General features: G+C 69.8%; 17 protein-coding genes. 8 read left to right on the top strand and 9 right to left on the bottom strand.

The window, feature by feature from the left end:
* Positions 1-119: 119 nt before the first annotated feature.
* Complete coding sequence (locus GF068_RS01100) at positions 120-1886, bottom strand: Fic family protein (RefSeq protein WP_240806560.1); 1767 nt, start codon at positions 1884-1886, stop codon at positions 120-122.
* 306 nt (positions 1887-2192) lie between these two features.
* Positions 2193-7526 (bottom strand): serine/threonine-protein kinase, encoded by a 5334-nt coding sequence (locus GF068_RS01095; RefSeq protein WP_170319241.1) that lies wholly within the window; start codon positions 7524-7526, stop codon positions 2193-2195.
* Between the two features lie 208 nt (positions 7527-7734).
* Here GF068_RS01095 and GF068_RS01090 point away from each other — a divergent pair, with 208 nt between their 5' ends.
* Genes GF068_RS01090 through GF068_RS01080 form a run of 3 tightly spaced genes read left to right on the top strand, consistent with a single transcriptional unit; the run spans position 7735 to position 11431 of the window.
* Positions 7735-8034 carry an FtsB family cell division protein gene (locus tag GF068_RS01090; protein WP_338046149.1) on the top strand — a complete coding sequence of 100 codons (300 nt, stop codon included), beginning with the start codon at positions 7735-7737 and terminating at the stop codon, positions 8032-8034.
* Between the two features lie 48 nt (positions 8035-8082).
* Complete coding sequence (locus GF068_RS01085) at positions 8083-9732, top strand: GspE/PulE/PilB domain-containing protein (RefSeq protein ID WP_170319240.1); 1650 nt, start codon at positions 8083-8085, stop codon at positions 9730-9732.
* A gap of 19 nt (positions 9733-9751) precedes the next feature.
* Positions 9752-11431, top strand: a complete 1680-nt coding sequence (locus tag GF068_RS01080) for an acyl-CoA mutase large subunit family protein (protein WP_153817431.1) — start codon at positions 9752-9754, stop codon at positions 11429-11431.
* A gap of 454 nt (positions 11432-11885) precedes the next feature.
* Here GF068_RS01080 and GF068_RS01075 read toward each other — a convergent pair whose 3' ends face one another.
* Genes GF068_RS01075 through GF068_RS01055 form a run of 5 tightly spaced genes read right to left on the bottom strand, consistent with a single transcriptional unit; the run spans position 11886 to position 16765 of the window.
* Positions 11886-13253, bottom strand: a complete 1368-nt coding sequence (locus GF068_RS01075; protein WP_153817430.1) for a sigma 54-interacting transcriptional regulator — start codon at positions 13251-13253, stop codon at positions 11886-11888.
* Between the two features lie 38 nt (positions 13254-13291).
* Positions 13292-14623, bottom strand: a complete 1332-nt coding sequence (locus tag GF068_RS01070; RefSeq protein WP_153817429.1) for a protein kinase domain-containing protein — start codon at positions 14621-14623, stop codon at positions 13292-13294.
* Positions 14624-14673: 50 nt separating this feature from the next.
* Positions 14674-15714, bottom strand: a complete 1041-nt coding sequence (locus GF068_RS01065) for a hypothetical protein (protein WP_153817428.1) — start codon at positions 15712-15714, stop codon at positions 14674-14676.
* The gene (locus tag GF068_RS01060) at positions 15681-16091 is read right to left on the bottom strand and encodes a hypothetical protein (RefSeq protein WP_153817427.1); all 411 of its coding nucleotides are present in this window, start codon (positions 16089-16091) and stop codon (positions 15681-15683) included. The genes GF068_RS01065 and GF068_RS01060 overlap by 34 nt, the downstream gene beginning before the upstream one ends.
* On the bottom strand, positions 16088-16765 hold the full coding sequence (locus GF068_RS01055) for a hypothetical protein (protein WP_153817426.1): 678 nt from the start codon (positions 16763-16765) through the stop codon (positions 16088-16090). Before GF068_RS01055 ends, GF068_RS01060 begins: the two co-directional genes overlap by 4 nt.
* Before the next feature lie 229 nt (positions 16766-16994).
* On the opposite strand from GF068_RS01055, the gene GF068_RS01050 reads away from it, so the two are divergent.
* Complete coding sequence (locus tag GF068_RS01050) at positions 16995-17441, top strand: hypothetical protein (protein ID WP_153817425.1); 447 nt, start codon at positions 16995-16997, stop codon at positions 17439-17441.
* A gap of 16 nt (positions 17442-17457) precedes the next feature.
* Here GF068_RS01050 and mutY read toward each other — a convergent pair whose 3' ends face one another.
* Positions 17458-18546 carry an A/G-specific adenine glycosylase gene (gene mutY, locus GF068_RS01045; RefSeq protein ID WP_338046147.1) on the bottom strand — a complete coding sequence of 363 codons (1089 nt, stop codon included), beginning with the start codon at positions 18544-18546 and terminating at the stop codon, positions 17458-17460.
* A gap of 44 nt (positions 18547-18590) precedes the next feature.
* The gene (locus GF068_RS01040; RefSeq protein ID WP_153817424.1) at positions 18591-19892 is read right to left on the bottom strand and encodes an aminopeptidase P N-terminal domain-containing protein; all 1302 of its coding nucleotides are present in this window, start codon (positions 19890-19892) and stop codon (positions 18591-18593) included.
* Between GF068_RS01040 and GF068_RS01035 the strand changes: the two genes are divergently transcribed.
* The 4 genes from GF068_RS01035 (at position 19863) to GF068_RS46810 (ending at position 22970) form a co-directional block, all read left to right on the top strand.
* On the top strand, positions 19863-20609 hold the full coding sequence (locus GF068_RS01035) for a hypothetical protein (RefSeq protein ID WP_153817423.1): 747 nt from the start codon (positions 19863-19865) through the stop codon (positions 20607-20609). The two genes, GF068_RS01040 and GF068_RS01035, sit on opposite strands and share 30 nt — an antisense overlap.
* 33 nt (positions 20610-20642) lie before the next feature.
* Positions 20643-21206 carry a hypothetical protein gene (locus GF068_RS01030; protein WP_153817422.1) on the top strand — a complete coding sequence of 188 codons (564 nt, stop codon included), beginning with the start codon at positions 20643-20645 and terminating at the stop codon, positions 21204-21206.
* The gene (locus tag GF068_RS01025; protein WP_240806559.1) at positions 21203-21691 is read left to right on the top strand and encodes a hypothetical protein; all 489 of its coding nucleotides are present in this window, start codon (positions 21203-21205) and stop codon (positions 21689-21691) included. The genes GF068_RS01030 and GF068_RS01025 overlap by 4 nt, the downstream gene beginning before the upstream one ends.
* A gap of 61 nt (positions 21692-21752) precedes the next feature.
* Positions 21753-22970: a phosphodiester glycosidase family protein gene (locus GF068_RS46810; protein ID WP_153817421.1), complete on the top strand. Its 1218-nt coding sequence runs from the start codon at positions 21753-21755 to the stop codon at positions 22968-22970.
* Positions 22971-22994 lie beyond the last annotated feature (24 nt).

Raw genomic sequence — 22994 nt, 5'->3', positions numbered from 1 at the left:
GCAGAGGTCCCGGTGAAATGGCCATCGCCCCGGGATCACGCTCGAGAGAGCGTCACCTTCGGGGCGATGGTTTTACCTTCTGGAACCCTTCCTGAAAAGGGGCCGCGTTTGTCTCCGGATCAGCTCACGAAAGCGCGCTTTCGGGTCTCGTACTCGTCGAGGAGCTTCTCCACGCTGGAGAGGGCGTTCTCGACCGCCTCCTGCACCATCTGGAGCACGGTCGTGGCCGAGCCCTTGAGGGCCTCGTAGTACCGCTGCCGCTCGGTCGAGTGGATGATCGACGGCGGCAGGCCCGAGCGGATGAGCAGGAGGTTCATGAACAGGCGCGCGACCTTGCCGCTGTCCGACTGGAAGGGATAGACGCGGAGCAGGTCGTAGTGGGCGCGGGCCGCGATGCGCAGGCCATTGCGGGTCTTGCGCGTCTCGGGATCGTTCAGCCAATCCACGATTTGCCGCACCTTGTAGGCGATCTTGTCCGGCGGCGCATACTCGTGGAAATACAGCCGGTGCTGCGGGATGTCCTTCCGGTACTTGACGGTCTTGATGTCTCCCTCTTCCGGATGGAGGATGAGGTAGATCTTCTTGATCACGTCGATCGTGACGGGCAGCTTCTTCTTGCCGTAATCGCGGACGAACTCGATCGCCTCCTTGTGGCGGCGAATGTCGTCGTACGTGGGCTGAAGGTTCGTGTCCGAGACCGGCGGGGCATACCCGGAGAGCGCCGTCCGTAGCTCCTCGAAGGTGTACACGACGCCCTCGAGCGCGCTGTCGTGGAAGATCCACGACATGTCGAAGCGGTCCGTGTAGTTCTTCTGGAACTCCTCGGTCTGCGCAGCGAGGCGCTTCTCGATGATCTCGGAGCGCTCCTCGATGGTCGCGCGGCGCTGCGGCGGCAGGAGCGGCAGCGGCAGGGTCACGACACGCGGGGCAGGCTCGCGCACCGCGATGAGGCGACCCTCACGCGGCTTGTCGGCCTTGAGGAGCTTGCCCTCCTTGCCCTTCTTCTTGGCCTTGCCGCCCTTTTCCTTGGCGGCGGGCGCCCGCTCCTCGGCCGGCTTCTCCTTGCCGACTTTGCCCTTCTCCTTGAGCGGGAGGGCCTTGGCCTTCTCCTTCGGAGCCGGGGCCCTCTCGGCCTCCTTCTCCTTGCGCTCCTTGCGGGCCGCTTTGTCCTTCTTCGCCCGGCGCGCCTCCTTGGCGGCGAGCCGCTCGGCCTCCTCCGCCTCGCGCGCGGCGCGAGCCTTGGCGGCGGCCTTGGCCTCCTTGGCCTCCTTGGCCTCCCGCGCCTCCCTGGCCTCCCGCGCCTCCCGCAGCTCGGCCTTCTTGCGGGCCTTCTCGACCGTGCGGGCCTTCGCGGCGGGGCGAGCGGGGCGCTTGGGACGTGCCGGCTTGGCGACACGTTTGGCCGCGCGGGCCTTCGTGGCCTTCGCGGCCGGGCGCGCGGCGCGCTTGACCTTGGTGACCGCCGCCTTCTTCTTGCGCGGGATCACGCGGGCCGCGCGGCGCTCGACCGCGCGGACGGGCTTACGCGCGACCTTCTTCGACTTCTTCTTCGTGATGGCGCGCTTGACCCTCTTCTTCGCGGGGCTTTGCGCTTTTCGGACCGGCGCGCGTTTGGCGCGGACGACCGCCGCTTTTTTCTTCGGCTTCGCGGCGGCCTTGGCCTTCTTGACGGCCGCGCGTTTCTTCACCACGGCCACGCGTTTCGCGCGCGAGGCAGTGGTCGAGGCCACCTTGCGGACGGCCTTCTTGGCGGCTGGCTTCGCCCGCTTCGTGGCCTGCGCGCGCGGCTTCTTTTTGAGCTTCGCCGCTGCGGTTTTTCGCGGCGGGGCCGCGCGCCGACTCGCCTTGGCTCGGGGAGCTGCCTTCTTCTTGGTGTTCTTGGCCAATTTACGGGTCTTTTTAGCCGCCATGGAGCGTGATTCCAGCGGTCGCTCGGAGAACCCCCCGCGGCGACACGGCACGATGAGTCTGTCGGGCCCCTCGGCCCCCTTCGACGGGGCGTGAGGGTAGCAACCAAGGATTTTGCCCGTCAACCGCTGTTCTTGCACGAATGGCGCGGCCGCGTCGCGCCAATTCGTACCGTTGGGGGGCCAAAGCGCAACGCCCGGGGTTTCACCCCGGACCCCGACCAGGGGTTGTCCACCCCTGGACCCGGACCAGGCACGGCCTGGACCGGGCGTTTGGGGCGATGCTCAGGCGTCGATGTTGATGCCGAGCTTCTGGCGGATGGCGAAGTAGTCCTCGCTGACCGCGAAGAGCGTGAGCTCCTTGAGGCGCTCCTTCTGCGGCACGGCGGTCGAGGCGTCGTCGGCAGCCTTGATGATCTCGTGCGCGATCTCGAGGTCGTTCGCCACGATGAAGCCCGCACGATCGGCCGTGAGGTCGACACCCGCGACCCACTTCTTCAGGTCGATGGCGCCGGCCTGAAGCAGCTTCGTCACTGCGCTCGCGAGCTCGTCGCGGCGCGCGCCCGTGATCGTCGACTCGATCACCGCGAGGTTCTCCTTCACCGGACCTTCGATGTCCTTGGAGATCGGGAAGTTCGGCGAGATGAGCTTGATCGCCGCGAAGAGCCACGCGCGGAGCCCCGTGCCCGTGGGGACGAGGTGCCGAAGGTACATGCCGGACCGGTAGTACGTGAGGTGGCGGCTCGCGATGAACGCGCCCATCTGCGGGGGCACCTCCGCGGCGAGCGCGGCGGCGCCGAGCACGATCGAGGGCGTGTGCGCGTGCAGGAAGCTCATCCCTCCAGGATCCATGGGATTCTGGAAGCAGAGCGGCAACTCGAGGCCCAGCACGCCCGCCGAGAACACGATCGTCTGCGAGAGCGGATACGGGTGCCGCATGAGGTCGATCGCGTACGCCATCTGATAACCGAGCGCCTCGAGCGGCTGGCCGTTCTTCATGATCACGGCCGGCTGGATGACGGCGAAGACGTTCGTCAGCAGCGGGTCGGCGTCCGGGTGCGTGAGGTTCGCGAACCAGTCCTCCTCGCCGAGCGGGACCTGCGCCGCGGCGGCCGTGTCCGAGCGCATGCGCTTGAAGAAGCGCTCCTCGTCGGGCTCGGCGAAGCTCATCAGCGTGAGCGCCTGGCAGAGGCAGAAGGCCGCGTCCGCTCGCTTCGACTCGGTGTAGAGCTTGCGCAGGAGCTTGTAGGGCTCGGGGCGGTACGGGTTTCTGCGGAGCAGGATCGCCTGCGCGGACACGGCCTTGTCGAGGTACTGCGCCGGGTCGCTCGCGTAGAGCTTGGCGAGCTGCTCCTCGCGCTCGTGGTTCTCGGGATCGAGCGTCTGCGCGGCCTCGTAGGCGTCGATCGCGTCGGCGATCGCGCCGAGCTTGTCCTTGTAGAGCGCGCCGAGCTTCTCCATCGTGGCGAGCATCTTCGGCGTGTCGTTGTGATCGGTCGCTCGCTCGAGATCGACGCGGTAGAGGCGCTCCACGCCCTCCCAATCGCCCTTCTGCTCGCGGACCTCGATCGCCTCGGTGAGCGCCTTGTCGAGCGAAGGATCGAGCTCGAGGACCTGGTCGTAGTACTCGATCGCCTTGTCGATGTCGCCGAGCTGACGGGCGCTCACGATCGCGGCGGTGTGCATGTACTTCGCCTTTTGCCGCTTGTCGTCGATCTTGCTCGCGAGCTTGAGGACGACCTCGATGAGCTTCGACCAGTCCTTCTCCTCGCTGTAGAGCTGCATCAGCTTGGTCAGGATCTTCCGATCGTCCGGCCTCTCGTCGAGCGCGGCCACGTAGCTCTTCGCCGCGCGCGTGCGATCGCCGAGCTGCGCCGCCATGATGTCGCCGACGTCGAGCAGCAGCGCGACGCGCTCTTCGCCGCTGACGACGTCGATGCGGCGCATCTTGAGGCGGATGACCTCCTCCCAGTCCTTCTTCGCCTCGTAGAGGCGCACGAGCGCCGCGATGGGCTCGGGGGCCTCGGGCATGAGGTCGGCCGCGTCGAGCAGCGGCAGGACCGCCTCCTCGACCTCGCCGAGCGAGAGCCGCGCCTGGCCGAGGTAGAGCATCGCCTCGGCGCGATCCGAGGGCTCGAGCTTGTCGCCGAACCGGTTCGTGAGATCGACGTAGAGCGCGGCGCTCTCCTTGTACTGCTTGGCGTCGTAGCGGACCTTCGCCGCGCGGCGGATCGCCTCCGGGACGTCGGGCGCGAGCGCGAGCAGGGTCGGCAGGACGGAGACGGCCTTCTCGGTCGATCCGCTCTTGCTGAGCGCGTCGATGTAGTGGCTGACCACGTCGAGCGCGAGGTCCTTCGGCATCGCGTCGGAGCGGTTCGCCAGCGACTCGAAGTGCTTCGCGGCCTCGACGAAGCGGGTCGCGTTGAAGGCGATCTCGCCCGAGACGTAGAGCGCCTTCATGTTCGTCGGGTCGAGGTCGATCGCCTTCGTCGCGGCGGCCTGGGCGCGCTCGGTGTCCTTCAGCTTCTCGTGGAGGAGGAAGGCCATCTCGCCGTAGAGGCGCGCCTTGGCGAGGTTGCCCTCGGCGGCGTCGATCTCGCGGCCGAGGAGCTCGACGGCGCTCGTGGCGTCGCCGCGCGCGAGGTAGGCGGCGCGCAGCGCGGTGGAGGCCGCGACGTTGCCCGGCTGGGCGTCGAGGGCCTTCTTGTAACGCTCGATCGCGCCGTCGCGATCGCCCTTGTCGTCGAGGAGCTTGGCGGCGCGGATCCAGAGGTCGGCGCGCGTCTCGGGCGTCGTGGCCTTCACGGCGAGCGACTCGATCGCGGAGAGCGCCGCCATCGCGTCGCCGGACGCGGCGCGGACGTTGGCGAGCGACTCGAGCGCGCCGCCGTGTTGCGGATCGATCTCCATGACCTTCTCGTAGGCCTTGGAGGCGCGCTCGGGCGATCCGACCTGCTCGACGAGCACGCGGCCCATCGCGAGGAGCAGCTCGATCACGCGCTTGTCCTCGGTGACGATGCGGAGGAGGCGCTCGTAGAGCGAGACGACGTCCTCCCAGCGCTCGAGCGCGCGGTAATGCCGCATGAGCGCGGTGAGCGTGCCCTCGTGCGCCGGATCGATCTGGAGGATCGCCTCGTACGCCTCGGCGGCCTTGCCGTGATCGAGGAACTGCTCGTCGTGGATGCCGGCGAGCCGCTCGTAGAGGTTGATCTTCTGGCGAGGCGTCGCGCTGATCGAGATCTGCTTCTCCAGGTTGCCGACGAGCTCCTTGTAGCGGCCCGTGCGGTTGTAGATGCGGTCGAGGCCGCGCAGCGCGGTGAGGCTGTGCGGGTCGACGTCGAGCGCGGCCTCGTAGCGGCGCGTGGCCTCGCCGAGGTCGTTGAGCTGATCCTCGTAGAGCTCGGCGACCTTGCAGATGGCGTCGACGCGAGCCTCGCCGCGGAGCGCGTCGGCGCGGCGCTCGAGGATCTTCGCGTAGCCGGCCCAGTCCTCCTGGCGGTGGTAGATGCGGCCGAGCGCGTCGGCGGCTTTGTCGTTGCTCGGATCTTCCTGGAAGATGTGCTCGTAGAGGTCGCGGGCGCGCGAGGCGTCGTTGAGCCGCGTCTCCAGCACCTCGGCGGCCTCGGCGCGGATCTCGCGCGAGCGCTCCGGCGTGGCGGCGCGATCGGCGCGGGTCTGGAGGATCTGGCAGAGCTCCTGCCACTGCTGCGCGCGGCGGTAGAGCTGCGCCATGCCGTCGAGCGCGCCGTCGTGCCCGGGCTCGGCCGAGAGCACGGCCTGGAAGCAAGGCAGGCCCATGTCGGGGCGCGCGATCTTCTCGGAGTACCAGCGCCCGAGCAGGTTGAAGAGCGCGATCTTCGACTCGGTCGACATCTCGGCGCTGGTCGTCGCGGTGCTGAGGATCTGCAGCGCCTCGGCCCAGATCTTCATGTCGCTGCCGGCCGCGCGCTCGAGATCCTTCGAGTAGTCCTGGTTCTCGGGGAGGATGGAGAGCGCCTGCGCGAAGGCGAAGACGCCCTGCTCGACGTCCTCGAGCTCGCGCACGTACAGGCGGCCGATCTCGTTCAGCGCGCGCGCTCGAGCCGGCGGATCCTGCGCCTTCTCGCTGCGCTCGAGGAGCATCTCGACGACCTCCTCGTGCTTGCCGAGCTGCCGGCGCACGTCCTCGAGCGCGCTGAACGCGACGTCGTCGTCCTCGTCGAGCTCGACGATCTGCTGGAGCACGCCCTCGGCCTTCTCCAGATCCTTCGCGACGTTCTCGTAGGTGCGGGCGGCGCGGAAGAGGAGCTGCTTCTTCGTCTCCGCGGCCTTGATCTTCTCGCCCGCGCTCTCGCCCTCGTCGACCTCGGAGGCCGCGATCACGAAGGCCTCGGCGACCTTGTGCGGATCGGCGCCGTCACGCGACGCGCTCTCCAGCGCGAGGGCCGAGTCGTGATCCGTCGGATCGGCGAGCAGGAGGTCGGCGAGGTCGTTGATCTCCTCGTCCGTGAACGTCTTGCCCTTGGGCGCCTCTTCGGCCTCCTTGGCCTTGGGATCGACGAGATCGAGCGCGCCGCGCGCGCCCTTGGGGCGAGCGCTCGGGTCCTTCTGGAGCAGCTTCGTGATGATCTCGTCGAGCTCCTTGTTGACCCAGCCCTTCGGCGCGACCGTGGACGCGGCGGGCGCTTCGCGGACGAGGTGCGCGGCAGCGACGTCGGCGGACGTCTCGCCGGTGAACGCCGGCTTGCCCGCGAGCAGCTCGAAGAGCAGGGTGCCGAAGGCGTAGACGTCGCTCTGCGTGTCGACGAGCCCGCCGCGGATCTGCTCCGGAGAGAGGTTCCGCGTGATCTGAGGGACGCCCTCGGGCCAGCCCGCGCGGATCATGCGATCGCAGCCGGCGTCGACGAGGTACGCGCGGACCTTGCCGCCTTCGCCGCGGCCGACGAGCACGTTGTCGAGCTTGACGTTGCCGTGCACGAAGCGAGCCTCGTGCAGCGCGGCGAGCGCCGAGAGGACCTGCCGGACGATCTCGCGCGCCTCGTTGATGTGCAGCGCGCCCGTGCGCGTGACGCGCGCGGCGAGCGGCTGGCCGTCGATGGGCGCGTACGCGACGTACGCGCGACCCGAGACGACGCCGGCCTCGAGCGAGGCGGGCAGGCTCTCGTGCTCGACCTTCGCGGCGAGCCGCACGGCCGTGAGGAAACGATGGAGCGCGCGTGGACCCGACGCGGCGTCCTTGCGGAAGACCTTGAGGATCCGCTCCTCGGGCTTGCCTTCGCCCTCGGCCTTGCGCGTCGCCGCGTAGACGAAGGCGCGCGGGCCCTCGCCGATCTTGCGCGTCACCGTGAAGGAGCCAAACGCCTCGCCGTTCTTGAGCTCGGCTTCGGCGATCGCGCCCTTCTTCGCGAGCTCGCGGAGCGACGCGCCGGCCTCGGGCCTCGCTGCGAGGATCGCGTCGACCAGCGCGGCCTCTGCGTCGTTCTCGAAGCAACGGTCCGCGAGCGCGCGCGCGAAGGATGCCTTCGAGGCGGCGCCTCCCACCTGGGCCGGATCGAGCCCGAGCAGCTCGCTCGACAGCGCGGTCATTTCATCGAGCGAGAAGAGGCGCTCGAGCTCACCTCGGACGATATCGATCGACATGCAATCTCCTCGGATCCTTCGCGGCGGCGCCCTCATCTGGTCAACGTCCGGTCCAGCCAAACCGACCAGGGCGCCCGCGGCCGGGCGTATGCTAGCCAAAGGTCCGGTCGTTCGCGAAGAACAACCGATCCAAAAAAGCGTGCGCTTTCCGGACGGCGGGAGCCCGGAAAGTTGACCGAACGCCCCCGGCCATGGCAGGGAGGGAGACGTGCGTCGACTCACCTTGGCGATCGAGCGGGTGCTGCCGGTCGGGATCCTCGTCGTGGCCGTCATCGGGGTGCCTGTGATGATCCTCTCCCCCGAGGGCTTGCCGCGGCTGCGGGGCCTCGAGCGGGAGCTCGAGCAGGTGGAAGAGGAGAGCGCCGAGCTCAGGCGCGAGATCGACGCGCTGCGCGGGCGGGTCGAGCGGCTGCGGGACGATCCGACGGCGGTCGAGCGCATCGCGCGGGACAACCTCGGGCTCGTGCGACAGACCGAGGTCGTCTTCCAGTTTCCAGCGTCGCGTTGAGGGGCCATCGGGCCCCTCGCCGACATGAAGAGTGATATCGTTCGCCCCGTGTCGGTCGAGTTGGGGCGACGCCTGATCGCGGCGAACCTGGTGACGCGGGAGAAGGTGCAGGCGGCGCTTCTCCTGTCGGTCGTGCGAGGGATCCCGTTCACGCGCGCGCTCGTGGATCGCGGGGCGATCACGGAGGCCGAGCTCGACGAGGAGATCGCGCGGTACGCAGGGCCGGGGCTACGTCACGTGCAAGGCGCGCCGGATCTCGTGGCGAAGCTTCCGCGCGCGCTCTGTCGCAGGCTCTGCGCGCTGCCGACGCGGCTCGATCCGTTCACGGGGACGGTCGACGTGGCCGCGGCCGATCCGCTGGATACGCACATCGAGTCGGAGATGTCGTTTCACCTCGGCGCGCCGGTGCGGGTGCTGCGGGCGCCGATCGGCGCGGTCGAGGAGGCGATCCGGCGGATCGAGCTCACGGCGGCGCACCCCGAGGCCCCGAAGAAGAATCGATCACGGCGGGCGACGCCTGCATCGCCGTACGGCGCGCCGGTGTCGTCGCTCCCGCCGCCGCCGACGATCAGCACGCCGATCCCGCTGGTCAAACGTGTGCCGGAGGGGAGCGACGTGGACGCGGCGCACGCGTCCGCGCCCGCGACACGACGCGGGACGCCGGGGACGCTGCGTGGCGCTGCGCCGGTCGAGCGAGCCGTTCGATCGGCGTTGCCGACGACGAAGGCCGCGGCTGCGTCGGCGGCTCCGGACGATCCGCCGCGAGTGTCGTTTCCGTCGACGCCGCCGCCCGGCCCGGCGTCGGTGCCGTCGCCGCTCGCGGTGGCGCCGCCCGAGCTCACGGCGTGGCGCGGCGCGACACGTCCGACCCTGGATCCGTCGGTCTTTTCGCGTGTGCCGTCGAGCGACGGGGGCACGGCGCCGCGCGTCGTGGAGGACGCGTCGAGCGACGAGAAGGCGCCGCGCTCGGCGTCGATCTGGACGACCCACGACGCGCCCGTCGCGGGTCCGCTCGCGCCGGTGCTGGGGGCTCCGATCGCGGAGCCGATCGCGGGGCCGAACTCGTTTGCGCCTGCGCCGTCGGCGCGTCGGGGTGGCGTGTCGGTGCCGCCGCCTGCGATGTCGCTCCCGGTGCCCGCGAAGGGCCAGGCGCCGGCGCCTGTGCCGGCCGAGGGGCACGACGAGGAGGAGCCGCAACGCCAGACGTTCGTGGGGCCGCCTCCCCTGCCCTTTCCGGATCCGAGCGCGATCCTCGGGGCGCTCGGGCGAGCTGCGACGCGTGACGAGATCGTGTCGCTCGCGCTCGGGGGTGCGGCGCTCTTCGCGCGTCGGGTGGCGCTCTTCGCGGTCAAGCGCGACGGGTTCCACGGCTGGACGTGCAACGAGGAGTTCGGGGACGAGGAGGCGCTGCGAGCGCTCTCGATCCCGCACGACGTGCCGAGCGTGTTCGCGACGGCGACGGCGACGTCGATCTACCTCGGCCCCGTGCCCGAGACGCAGGCGCATGCGGGGTTGCTCGAGGTGATGGAGCGAGCGAGCCCGGACGTGGCGGTCGTGGCGGTGCGCGTGGCGGGGCGGCCGGCGGCGGTGCTCATGGTCGACGAGCTCGGCGACACGTTGACGGGCACGCGCAGGATGGATGAGCTTGCCCGCGCCGTGGGTGAGGCGCTCGCGCGGCTCCTGTCCGCGCGAGGATGAACGTCGAGGACGACGAACGATGAGCAGCAGCAACGACGATCGATCGAAGCGCGACGAGTTTGGAAAGCGTCTCGCGAAGGCGCGCAAGGCGGCGAGGCCACGTGCTCCGTTGCTCTCGGGGCCTCCGGGATCGGTGGGGATCGACGCGGACGATCTCTACGACGAGGAGACGCTCGAGCGTCTGGGCTTCGATCCTGCGCGGGATCTCGGCTTCCCGGGGATGCCTCCGTTCACGCGTGGCGTGCAGCCGAACATGTACCGCGGGCGCCTCTGGACGATGCGTCAGTACGCGGGGTTCGGCACCGCGGAGGAGTCGAACAAGCGTTACCACTACCTGCTCTCGCAAGGACAAACGGGCCTCTCGGTCGCGTTTGATCTGCCGACGCAGATGGGGCGCGACTCGGATCATGCGCTCGCGGCTGGCGAGGTGGGGCGCGTGGGTGTGGCGATCGACTCGCTCGGTGACATGCGGCGGCTGCTCGCGGGGTTGCCGCTCGACACGATCTCGACGTCGATGACGATCAACGCGACGGCGGCGACGTTGCTCTCGCTTTACGTCGCCGTCGCGGACGAGGCTGGGGTCCCGAGGGACAAGCTGCGTGGCACGATCCAGAACGACATCCTCAAGGAGTACGTGGCGCGCGGGACGTACATCTATCCGCCGCGGCCTTCGCTCCGGCTCATCAGCGACATCTTCGCGTTTTGTTCGAAGGACGTGCCGCACTGGAACACGATCTCGATCAGCGGCTACCACATGCGTGAGGCTGGCTGCGACGCGGCGCAGGAGATCGCGTTCACGCTCGCTGACGGGATTGCCTACGTGAAGGCTGCCGTCGAGGCTGGGCTCGACGTGGACGACTTCGGCGGGCAGCTCTCGTTTTTCTTCAACGGGCACAACAACTTGCTCGAGGAGATCGCGAAGTTTCGGGCGGCGCGCAGGTTGTGGTCTTCGATCATGCAGACGCGCTTCGGCGCGAAGACGGATCGGGCGCGGGCGCTCAAGTTCCACTGCCAGACGGCGGGCATGACGCTGCTCGCGCAGCAGCCGATGGTGAATGTGGTGCGGGTGGCGATGCAGGCGCTCGCGGCGGTGCTCGGGGGTTGCCAGAGTTTGCACACCAACGGCTTCGACGAGGCGCTCGGGTTGCCGACGGCGGAGGCGGCGACCTTGGCGCTTCGGACGCAGCAGGTGATTGGCTACGAGTCGGGTGTGACGGACTTCGTGGATCCGCTCGGCGGCAGTTATGTGGTCGAGGCGCTGACGACGCGGCTCGAGGAGGCGGCGCGCGACTACATCCGCAGGATCGACGAGCTTGGCGGGATGGTCGCGGCGATCGAGCAGGGCTACGTGCAGCGCGAGATCCAGGCGGCGGCGTATCGTTATCAGCTCGAGATCGAGGAGAAGAAGCGGATCATCGTGGGGCTGAACGAGTTCGCCTCGGAGAGCCCGCCTGTACCGGTGATGAAGATTGATCCACGCATCGAGCGTGAGCAGTCCGAGCGGACGCGCGCGTGGCGGGCCGAGCACGACACGCCGGCGAAGGCGGAGTCTCTCGGCGTGATTGATCGCGCGGCGCGGGGTCGGGAAAATCTACTGCCGCCGATCCTTGCGGCGGTGAAGGTGGGCGCGACGGTTGGCGAGATCAGCGACGTGCTGCGCGCGGCCTGGGGCGAACACACCGAAATCCTGACGATCTGATCCCTTGGATGGCCCATCGGGCCATCCACCCTGGGTCCAGGCCCTGCCTGGTCCGGGGTGGAGGGGGCGGACAGCCCCCTCCCGGGGTCGAAGGGGCAGCGCCCCTTCCCTCTCCTCCGGCCTAACTCACTCGTTTGCGTGTCGACGAGGGCGCGATCCGAGCTGCCCGCGTGTCCTCGCGAGTCGACAGGCACGCGAACCGCGTCGGAGTGTGAACTCGTCAACTGACGAGTGCGCGCTGGGCGTCGGGATCCTGCGCTGGCGAGTTGACGAGTGCGCGCTGGGAGGTCCGATTGCGCTCTGGTGAGTGGACAGGAGTACAAACGGCACACGGATCACGTCCTGGCGAGGTGGCAGGAACGTGTGGGGACGGCGAGTGCGCTCTTGACGACTCGCAAGGTCACGTTTGGACCTCGGATCGTGTCCTTGCGGGTCGACGAACGCGCGTGGAGGCTCAGGTATCGCCGGGGTCGTACAGGCCGCGCTTCTTGAGCAAGGCGCGCAGGTGGTTGCGGGCGACGTCGGCTTGGCGTGAGGCCTTCGAGAGGTTGCCGCCGCAGCGGCGGACGAGGGCGTCGAGGTAGGCGCGCTCGAAACGATCGATTGCGCGGGACTTTGCTTCGGCGAACGTTCCTTGGAGGTCCAACGGTTCGCGCTCGGCCTCGCTGCCGCGGAAACCAAAACCTTCGCCGGCGAGGTCGTTCTCCGTGATGGTGCCGTCCTGGCAGAGTGCTGCCGCGCGCGCGATCACGTTGCGCAGCTCGCGCACGTTGCCTGGCCACTTGCGCAGCGTGAGGCTTCGCAGCGCCTCCTCCGTGATGGAGAGTGGGCGCTCGGAGGTGGAGAGTTCCTCCAGGAAATGGCGCGCGAGCAGCGGGATGTCGGCGGGGCGGCCGCGGAGCGGCGGCAGGAAGACGCGTGCTTCGGCGAGGCGGAAGTAGAGGTCTTCGCGGAAGTGGTGCGCCTCGATCTCGGCGCGGAGGTCTCGGTGGGTCGCGGCGATCAGGCGGAAGTCGACCGGGATGAGCTCGTGGCCGCCTACGCGGGAGAATGAGCGGCTCTCGAGGACACGCAGGAGCTTTGGCTGCAGGTCCATCGGCAGCTCGCCGATCTCGTCGATGAACAACGTGCCGCCGTGGGCGCGCTCGAACGTGCCGATGTGGCGTGTGTCGGCGCCGGTGAATGCGCCGCGCTCGTGGCCGAAGAGTACGCTCTCGGCGAGCGTCGGCGGGATCGTGGCTGCGTCGAGCACGACGAACGGGCCCTCGCGTCGCGGCGAGTGCTTGTGGATCGCGCGGGCAAGCTCCTCCTTGCCCGTGCCGGTCTCGCCTTGCGCGAGCACGGTGAGCTGGCTCGGCGCGACGCGCTCGAGTGTCGCGAAGAGCTCACGCATCTCGGCGGAGATGCCGATGAGGCCGCCGAATCGGCCGCCTTCGCTGCCGCGCTCGGGCTCGGCGCGGTCGTCGACCTCCACGCGGACGAGCGAGTCGCCGAGCTTGAGCAGCGCGCCCGGGCCGAGCTCGGCTTCGCTGAGGCGGTGCGGTCCGAGCCACGTGCCGTTCGTCGTGCCGAGGTCTCGCACGAGCACGCGGCCCTCGGGCCTGCGCTCGAGCTCGAGGTGCGTCGCGGAGACGCGTGGGTCGGGTAGGACGAGGTCGTTGGTCTGGTGTCGGCCCACGGTGGCGCGGGCGCGCGTGACGAGCAGCGTCTTGCCGGCACCCGGTCCCTGGGTGACGACGAGGCGCGCAACGCCGCCGCCTTGTTTTGCTTGGCGGGGCGCGATTTCGGTCGCGGGCAGCTTGGGGGAAGCGGTGTCGCTCACGGTCCACCCGTGGGTATCATGAACGGGCGCCGTGTACTCTAGAAACCCGCCTCGTTCACCTGCGTGAGGGGTTTCGTGCCGCCTCGCGTCGTGGTGAGCGCGGGGCGCGTGGCCGGGGGCGAGGCTGAAGTGGCGGTCGTGCTGGTTGCTTGCACCACGGGGCGTATTGCGGGCGCGGACGTCGGGGTCGCTCCCGCTTGTGTCGGGATCGGCGTGGGCTTCGCTCGAGGGGCTTCGGGCTGCGTGGTCGCCGCGGCGGCGCTGCTCGTTGGCTTCGTGGGGGCGAGCGGCGTCGGGGCTCGATCCTTCGTGACGACGACGGCGATCGTCGCGCCCAGGACGGCCGCGCCGGCGGCGAGGAAGAGGGCGGCGACGGCGCGGGAGCGGCGTGGCTTCGGCGTCGTGATGGGCGGTGGCGAGAGCCTCGGGGAGGATGTGCTCGCGGGTTTCTTCGCCTCGGGCGGCGGCTCTGCGGGCGTCGGGTCCGCGGCGGCCGAGCAGAGCGCGATCTCCAGGGCTTCGGCCATCTCGGCGGCGTCCTTGAAGCGCCCTTCGCGCTCGGTGAGCAGGCATCGATCGACGAGCTTCGCGAGCGCGGCGGGCACGTCGCTCGCGACCTCGGCGAGCGCGGGCGCGTCCTTGCGGCGGATCGCGGCGAGCACCGCGTTCGCGTTGGGCGCTTCGAACGGGCGCCTGCGCGCGAGCATCTCGTAGAGGATCACGCCGAGCGCCCAGACGTCGCTGCGCGCGTCGACGTCTGGATCTCCGAGGGCCTGCTCGTAGCTCATGTACTGCGGCGTGCCGAGCACCTGCCCCGTCGCCGTGAGGGTCGCGCAGAGCTCGGGATCCGCCGCCGCTGCGCGCACCTTGCTGATGCCGAGATCGATGATCTTCGGCACCGTCCCTTCCTTCGTTTGATGCAGGACGATGTTTGCGGGCTTGAGGTCGCGATGGACGATCCCAGCGTGGTGCAGGGCGGCGACGCCTCGCGTGATCGCCAGCGAGATCGCGCCGGCTTCCTTCCAGTCGAGGGGCGGATCGCGGGTGATGCGATCGGCGAGCGTCTCGCCGTCGAGCAGGTCGAGGACGAGGTAGAGGAAGCCGTCCTCGGTCTCGCCCACGTCGCGCACGCCGACGAGGTGCTCGTGCCGGGCGAGCGCGAGCAGGCGCGCCTCCTTCATGAAGCGGTCACGCACCTCGGCGCGCCATCCGGCTGCGTCGAGCGAGATCGACTTGATCGCGACCTCGCCGCCGGTGTCGCGATCCTCTGCGACCCAAACGGTCGCCATCGCTCCCTCCGCGAGGGGGCGGACCAGCGCGTAACGCTCGGCGAGGACGCGGCCGATCTCCACTGCACGAAGGTGTATCACACGAGGCTCGTATCCGGGGAGCCGCGGGGTCCCCGATGCGCGCCTCGGGCTCAGTCGGAGGACATCGGGGTGATCACGATGTGGTCGTCGTCGGTGCTGTCGAGGGCGGCCTCCACGGTGGCACGTACGCCGCCGCAGGCGAGCTCGAGGATCTTCGGCGCGCGGGAGCGCTTGCGACACGACGGATCGTCCGAGATCCGCGCGAAAAACTCCCGCCGCACGAGCGCCGTCGCGCGGGAGACGCCCGCCGCGCGGCCGCTCGGATCCCCGGGTTCGATCGCGCGTCCGCTGAACGTCTCCTCGAGGCGCACGAAGAGATCCGGTCCGCCGATCGTGACGCGTCGCGGCCTGCCACGCGCGTCCTCGACGACCACGACCTCGACGGTCGCTTGACGCTCCTCCGTGCCTTCGCCTCTCCTGACCTCGTAAGGCAACTCGAAGAGCTTCTCGCAGCGCATCTCTCCGCCGGGGGCCTCGTCGTTCCACGTGCACCGCGGCCTCGGGAGCGAGAGGCTCCACGGGACGACGAGCTCCGCCTTGGCCTCCGAGAGAGGGCGCGCGAACGCGTCCGGATCGAGCCACATGCGGAGCGACGTCGTGATCTGCTCGCGCGCGGCGCCGCGCTCGCCGGCGAGCCTCGCGAGCCTCGCGTTCGTGTCCATGACGGCTCGATCGAAGCCACCCTCCGCGCGGGGTCCCTTCTCGGCGAGGCGCTCGAGCCTTTGACGCGCCTCCGCGGCGTGGGGGCCACGCGGGAGCGCAGCGAGGTAGACGTGTAGGCCCTCGGCCGTCGCGCGGTGCTCCTCGAAGTAGAGCGGCTCGGCCATCGTGTAGAAGCCGCGGACCTCCGTCACGAACGCGCCGTCGGGGTAACGCGCGAGGTAACGCGCCGCCGCGACGATGCGGCCTTCGAGCGTGGGCGAGACGCGCGTCGTGCGGTACGCGCTGTACTCGGCCGCGGACGTCGTCACGGGGCGCAACGCGGCGCAGCCCGAGGCGAGGCCGGCGAGGAGCGCCGCGAGGACGAGCCCTCGTGCGTCGAGGCGCCGCGCGAGCCTCACGGCTTCGCCTCCGGGGGACAGAAGTTGCACTCGGTCGAGATCGTCGATCCCTCGTCGGCGACGAAGCTCGCGTACGTGTCGCACGAGGCCGCTTCGAGCGCGCGTAGACAAACCTCGCCGTCGTGCACGATGGGGAAACAGCCCTCGGGGAAGGTCGGAAGCGGCTGCGCCGGATCACAGGCGCGCGTGCACGCGGCGGTGCTGAGGTCACACGCCTGGCAACGCGCGCAGTCGACGGCGGCCTTCTCGCGGAAGAACGCGGCCGCGTCGAGATCCGCGGGCGGCTCGCCGCAGCTCCCGATGTCGCCCACGGTCGGCGCGGCGACGACGAGGACGAGCGTCGCGGCGAGGCGAAGGATCTCGGCGCGACCGATCACGCGGCGCGGCCGTGTCCGGTCACGCGTCATGGCAAGAACTCCACGTCGACGATCACGCCGAGCGACGCCGAGAGCACGGGATACGTCGGGTATTTTTTCTCCCACGTGCTCGCGCCGTAAAACAGGTTGCCCGCCACGTCGAGCACGAGCCCGAGCCCGCCCGTCACGAAAAACGCGGTGCCGCCGGCGACCTCGAGGCCCACGTTGAGGTCGGGCGAGAGCACGATCGAAGGGCCGGCTCGCCCGTACACGAGCAGTCGACCCGGGCCGCGGTACATCAGGGTGTACCCGGGGGTGAGCACGGTTTGCCCGACGCCCGAGAGCGCGATGGAGAGCCCGAGCGTCCCTCCATGCTGCAAGCCATCGGGCGGCCCGAACGCGAGCGCGCCCGTGAGCATCAGGTACGGAGCGGTCGCGCTCGGCGACTCGGCCGACGCGCCGAGCTGCGTGGCGAGACGATACGGGTTGTTGAAGCGCAGCCCGGAGCCAAACGAGAGGCCAGCGAGCGTGCGCACGTACCCCTTGGGCTTCGCCGAGAGCGTTTCGTAGAGGAGCGCTCGCCTCGCCGCTGCCTCGTCCTCTTCCCCCGAGGCCGGCGCGGCCTCACCCGCGGACGCGACCTTCGCCCAGGCGAGGATGCACCCTGTCATGACCGTCGTCACGAGGGCCGTCGAACGGCGGGGCCGCGGGCGTTTTTCGCGCATGCTGGGGCCCTCGGGTCTTACCGCGTAACGTGCGTTCTTCGCACGTCAAATCACGCGCGCGACTCTTGCATTCGGGCCCGACGTGAACAGCAACAAACCCCTCAAGCCGGCCCGATCCGGGGCGAAACACGCGCGGGCGTCCGCCTCGTCTACCGAGGCACAGCCCCCCGCATCGAGCGTACGCAGCAGCCAGAGCCGTCACAGCGACGTCCCCTCGCTGCGCGCCGGGATGTCGTTCGAGGAGCGGGCCCCGCGGCCCGTGCTCGAAGACCTCGACGAGTTCGCCGCGCCGCCTCTGCCGGGCAAGGTGCATCCGGCCGACGCCATGGACGAGCCCGTGCACACGCTCGACGACAGCGACCGGGTCTTCCGGCATCACCCGAACGATCAGGTCAGCGAGGGTTTTTCCTTCGATCCCGACAATGCCGACGCGGCCGCGGATCTCGCCGGTGACCTCGGGGCCGAGTTCCTCGAGGGCGCGACGCGTGGCCGCGACATGAGCGACATGATCATGTCGGACGAGGGCCAGGACCTCGACACGCCCTTCCTCGTCGAGGAGATCGGCGCCGAGGCCGAGGACGTGTACTTCTCGGAGGACGAGCGCGCCGGCCTGGAAGACGCGGCGCGCGAGCAACACAAGCCAGCCTCGCGCAAGCGCGCAGGGCCGACGGAGTGAGGGAGCGGGCGGGGCGCTACGCGCGAGCCTTCTTGCTCCGCGGAGCGCCCTTCTTCTCCGGCTTCGCCGCGGCCAGGATCTTGCGCGCCAGCGTGGAGACGCCGACGCCCTCGGCGCCTCGCTCCATCCACGCGAGCCTCTCGTAAGGCGCCGTCGTCGGCGCCTCGAGGGGCCATGGCCGATCCACGCGCGCGCGCAGGACGAGCACGTCGAGCTCGCGGTGCGTGAGCACGTGCTCGACGCGCCCCGCCTCCACGAGCTTCGCCTCGATCGCGACGCCCGCGCCGCAGAGCGAGGCCTTCGCGTCTTCGGCCGTCTTCGCCTCGACCATCGGCGGCTCCCACAACCCGCCGAAGAGCCCACCTTCCTTGCGCCGCGCGAACAGGAAGCGCCCCTCGTGCTCCACCACCGCCGCCACCATCGTCACGCGTGGCGACGCTCGTTTCTCGCCCACGACCGGCAGCTCGCGCTCCCTGCCCTGCGCCCGCGCCGAACACGCGTCACGCACCGGGCAGATCAAGCAGGCGGGGCTCTGCGGCGTGCAGATCGTCGCGCCGAGCTCCATGAGCGCCTGGTTCCACGCGCCGGGCTCTTCCCGCGGCACGAGCTCCTCCGCCACGCTCCAGATTCGCTTCATGCCCGCAGTGCTCTTCACGTCGTCCTCGATCGCCTCGAGGCGCGCGAGCACCCGCGCGACGTTGCCGTCCACGAGCGCCGCGGGCCTGCCATACGCGATGCTCGACACGGCCCCCGCGGTGTACGGGCCGATCCCGCGCAGCTTACGCAGCTCCGCGGCCTCCGCGGGGAAGACGCCTCCGTGTTTGTCCGCGACCTCCTGCGCGCAACGATGCAGCTCCCGCGCGCGGCGGTAGTAGCCGAGCCCGCTCCAGAGCGAGAGCACCTCGTCGAGCTCGGCGGACGCGAGCGCGCGCACGTCCGGAAACCGCCGCAAGAACCGCTCGTAGTACGGGATCACCGTCTCCACGCGTGTCTGCTGCAGCATCACCTCGGACAACCAGATCGCGTAGGGATCCCGCGTCCTGCGCCACGGCAGATCCCGCGCGCTCTTCCGGAACCAGCCCGCGAGCTCCGCGACGAGCGTCACGGCTCGCGACGCCGCTTCCCCTGCGTGGCCCTTCGTTTTTTGCTTCAAGCGTCTCGACAGGCGCGCTCGACCTCGTCCGGCGCCTTCGGGATGTCGGCCGTCAGGACCTCGTAGCCCGTGGCCGTGACCAGGATGTCGTCCTCGATGCGGATGCCGATCCCGCGGCACTCCGCCGGCGCCTTCTCGTCGTCCGGCGCCACGTAGAGACCCGGCTCGATCGTCAGCACCATCCCCGGCTCGAGCAGCCGCGCCTCGCCGTCGCGGTAGTAGTGCCCGACGTCGTGCACGTCCATGCCGAGCCAGTGGCTCGTGCGGTGCGGGTAGAGCCGCTTGTACGTCTCCTTCTCGATGATCTCGTTCACGTCGCCCGAGAGCAGTCCCTCGCGGACGAGCCCCGAGACCAGCGTGCGCACCGTGATGTCGTGGATCGCGTCCACCGTCGTCCCCGGCTTCACCGACGCGATCGCGGCGAGCTGCGCGGCGAGCACGACCTCGTAGAGCCTGCGTTGCAGGGGCGAGAACGTGCCGCTCACGGGGAACGTACGCGTCACGTCGCTCGCGTAATACTCGTACTCGCAGCCCGCATCGATGAGCAGCAGCTCTCCCTCGCCGAGCCGCTTCCTGTTCGCGTGGTAGTGCAGGATCGTCGCGTTCGCTCCCGATCCCACGATGGGCTGATACGCCGTGCGCTCGGCGCCGTTCTTCCGGAACACCTCGCGGATCAAAGCTTCGACCTCGTACTCGTAGCGACCCGGCGCCGCGAGCCGCATCGCGCCGAGGTGCGCGTCGCGCGTGATCGCCGCGGCGCGCCGCATCCACCCGAGCTCGGCCTCCGACTTCGAGGCGCGCATCTCGTGCAGCACGTCGCCCGGCTCCACGATCTCGGTCGGCCACGTCTTCTTCGTCCGCGTCCCCTTCAGCCGGATGAGCTCCCTCGCGCGGAGCACGCGCTCGTCGAGGGATCGATGCTGACCGAGCCGGTAGTAGAGCCTCCGGTTGCCCTCCATGTACTCGAGCAGCTTGTCGTCGAGCTCGTCGATGGTGAACGCCGCGTCCGCGCCGTAGTCCGCCTTCGCGCCCTCCACGCCGGCCCGCGACCCGTCGTATTTCTCCCGCTCCGGGTCTCGCTTCCGGACGAACAGAACCACCTTGTGTTCCGGGTGCTTCGGGGCCAGAACCAGCACGGCCTCGGGCTCCCCGAAGCCCGTGAGGTAGTGGAAGTCGGAGTCCTGGCGGTACTCGTGGTGGACGCTGTTGTTGCGGATGAGCTCCGGCGCCGCCGGGAGGACGAGCACACCCGGGAGTCGCTCGAGGAGTTGCCTGCGACGCTCGGCGAAGACGTTCATGGGACGCGGACTCTAGCGCAGAACCCTCCCCGGCCAAACCCGCCGCGCCGCGCGTCGCTGCTCGTCGCGCTCGCGTGCCTCTCCCTCGCCGCCTGCCGCGACCGCCCGCGCCCCTGGGAGCAGGCCGGCGGCGCCGTCGACGCCTCGTCCCCGCCGCCCACCCCGCCCCTGCCCAAGCTCCCGCCCTCGATGCTCGGCGAGGCCCCGACCGACGCCGACGGCGGCGTCGCCGAAGCGGGGCGTCCCCTCGCCCGCGAAGAAGATCCCGTCGCCTCGCCCGTTCGTGTGGGTGGTCCCTGGGTTCGTTGTTACGGCAACTTTCGCCTCGAAGGGGATCCACGGAAGGACCTCACCCGGCTGACCATGCTCTGTGGGCCTGCAAACGGAATGCGGCGGGTCACGAAGGAGGCGTTCGAGGGGGAGGTCGCCGAGGGGGGCGCGCCGGTTTCGTTCCCGCTGAAGGCCAAAAAAGGCGAATGTTATCGGGTTTTTGCCGTGGCCGACCCGACGGTGACCGACCTCGACGTCGTGGTCCGATCGAGCCGGGGCACGTCGATCGCCAAGGATCATGGCGAGGATCGGTGGCCCATCGTCCAGCCTGATCGGCCGTTCTGTCCGCTGGAGGACGATACCCTGACGGTGGAGCTTGCCGCCCGGCGCGGAAAGGGAACGGTCGTCGCGGAGGTTTGGGGGCTCCGGGTGTCGATGTCCGATTGACGACACCCCCCTTCCTGGCTAGTGAGCCGGCGGATGGGCGACATCGACGATCTTCCGCACCGTGAAGAGCAGCCGCCCGAGGGGGAGAAGCCGGAGACGGAGCGGCGGCGCACCTTCGACCGCGCCATCCCGGAGCTGCTCAAGCGCGCCGTCGAGCGCGCCGTGGAGACCGGCGTCGGCAAGCTGAGCGAAGGCCCCGACACCCTTCGGCATTTCGTGGGGGACATGAAGCTGCCGAAAGAGGTCCTGAACTACCTCTACCAGCAGATCGACGACACGAAGACGGGGCTCTACCGCGTCGTCGCGAAGGAGATCCGCGACGTCCTCGAGCACACGCAGTTCGCCGACGAGCTGACGAAGGTGCTCACGAAGCTCTCGTTCGAGATCAAGACGGAGATCCGCTTCGTCCCGAACGACGCGCGCCCGGCCGAAAAAGCGCCGGCCGCGGAGCCCGACGCCGAGGAGCCGGAGGAGGGCGAGGCGGCAGCCACGGAGAGCCAGAGGGGTCTGCCGAAGCCGTCCGTCTCCGCGCACGTGACGGTCAAGGATCGAGGAAAAGAGACGCGGCGCGAGCGCAAGAGACGCGAGGGTACGTGATCACGAAGAAGCCGAAGACCGGTGGCGAGATCGATTCTTATTGCACGAAATGCAAGCTCGACCTGACTCATCGCATCATCGCCATGGTCGGCGACGAGGTGAAGAAGGTCGAGTGCAAGACGTGCGGCTCACATCACCTCTACCGCCGCCCGAAGAGCGAGAAGCTCGCGCCGCTCGCGCCGAAGACGAAGTCGGCCAGCGCGACGAGACGCGAAGGCGGCGAGGAGCGCAAGACGTCGGGCGCCCGCGCGAGCGCCGCCGCGCAACGCGAGCGTGACCAGACGATGCAGTGGGAGCACGCGATCGCCGGGCAACCGATGGGCGCCTTCAAGCCCTACCGCGTCACGCTCACGCTCGGCCCCGGCGAGCTCATCCGTCATCCGAAGTTCGGCGACGGCGTCGTCGCGCGCGTGATCGATCGCGGCAAGGTCGAGATCCTCTTCAAGGACGGGCCGAAAACGATGGCGCACGGCCAGGTCGTTTGAGGTTCCGCACACACGCCTCCGCTTGGGTCCCCGGGGCTTCCTGGGCTACCCTCCCGCCCCCGTGACCGGCCCCGAGACAGACAAGAAAAAGAAGCCGCGACGCTGGCGAAGGCGCCTGGGCATCGGCCTCGGCGTCACGCTCGTCGCAGGGGGCGCGACGTGGTGGGCGATCCACAACGTGCCCGGCTTCGGCCCCGCCCTCGCCGACGGCGTGCGCGCGGTGCTCGGGCCCTCCGTGGTCGCGTGGATCGAGGACACGGCCTACGGCGTCGCGGACCGCGTCAACGTCTGGCGCCACGGCGACGAGGCGCCGACGACGTTCTGGGAGACCCCGGCCGCCCTGCCCGCCGCGCCGGCGCCCGAGCTCGTGCCTGCGAAGGTCGACGGCGCGCCCGACGCGTCCGCGCCCGATGCACCGGGTTTTCCCCCGCCGCGCTTCGATCCGCCCTTCGCCAACGTCGCGGCGAAGGGCGACGGCACGTGGCTCGTGATGGCCGAGGGCAGCCGCGAGGGCGAACCGCCGAGCATGGCCAAGGCCGTGGTCCACCCCGATCGGAAGCGCGGTTTCGCCGCGGTCGCCGTGGTCGCGATGGACCTGCAACGCGTCACGATCCGCCTCGTCGCGGGCACGACCGAGCCCGTCTCGGAAAACGTGCCGCTCTCCGCGCGACCCGGCCTCATCCCGCGCGCCGAGCATCCGGATCTCGTCGCGGCCTTCAACGGCGGGTTCAAGGCGCTGCACGGGCAGTACGGCATGATGATCGAGGGCAAGACCTTCCTGCCCCCGCGCAAATTCGCCTGCACCGTGGGCCTCTACCGCGACGGCTCGGTCCGCATCGGCACCTGGCCCGCGCTCGCGCCGACCGAGCCCGAGATGGCGGCGTACCGGCAGACACCTGCGTGCCTCGTCGAAGGCGGCGAGCTCAACAAGAAGCTCACCGAGTACAACAGGAACTGGGGCGCGACGGTCAGCGGCGAGACGGTGATCCGCAGGTCCGCGATCGGCGTCGACGCGACGGGGCGCACGCTCTTTTACGCGCTCGGCGAGGCCGTCACGGCGCAATCGCTGGCGCGCGCGATAAAGGCCGCCGGCGCGCACGCCGCGGCGCAGCTCGACGTCAACTACGCCTTTCCGCGCTTCCTGCTCTTCGATCACCCGCCCGGCGCCGAGCGCAGCCTCGCCGCGTCGCTCGTGCCGAAGATCGACTACCGCGAGACCGACTACGTGAAGGACCCGTCGCCGCGCGACTTTTTCTACGTTGCGCGGCGCCATCCATAATCGTTGGAACTCCAATGAAAAAGG

This window comes from Polyangium spumosum (genome assembly GCF_009649845.1).
Lineage (GTDB): Bacteria > Myxococcota_A > Polyangia > Polyangiales > Polyangiaceae > Polyangium > Polyangium spumosum.
This window is presented reverse-complemented; position numbering and strand designations above follow the sequence as displayed.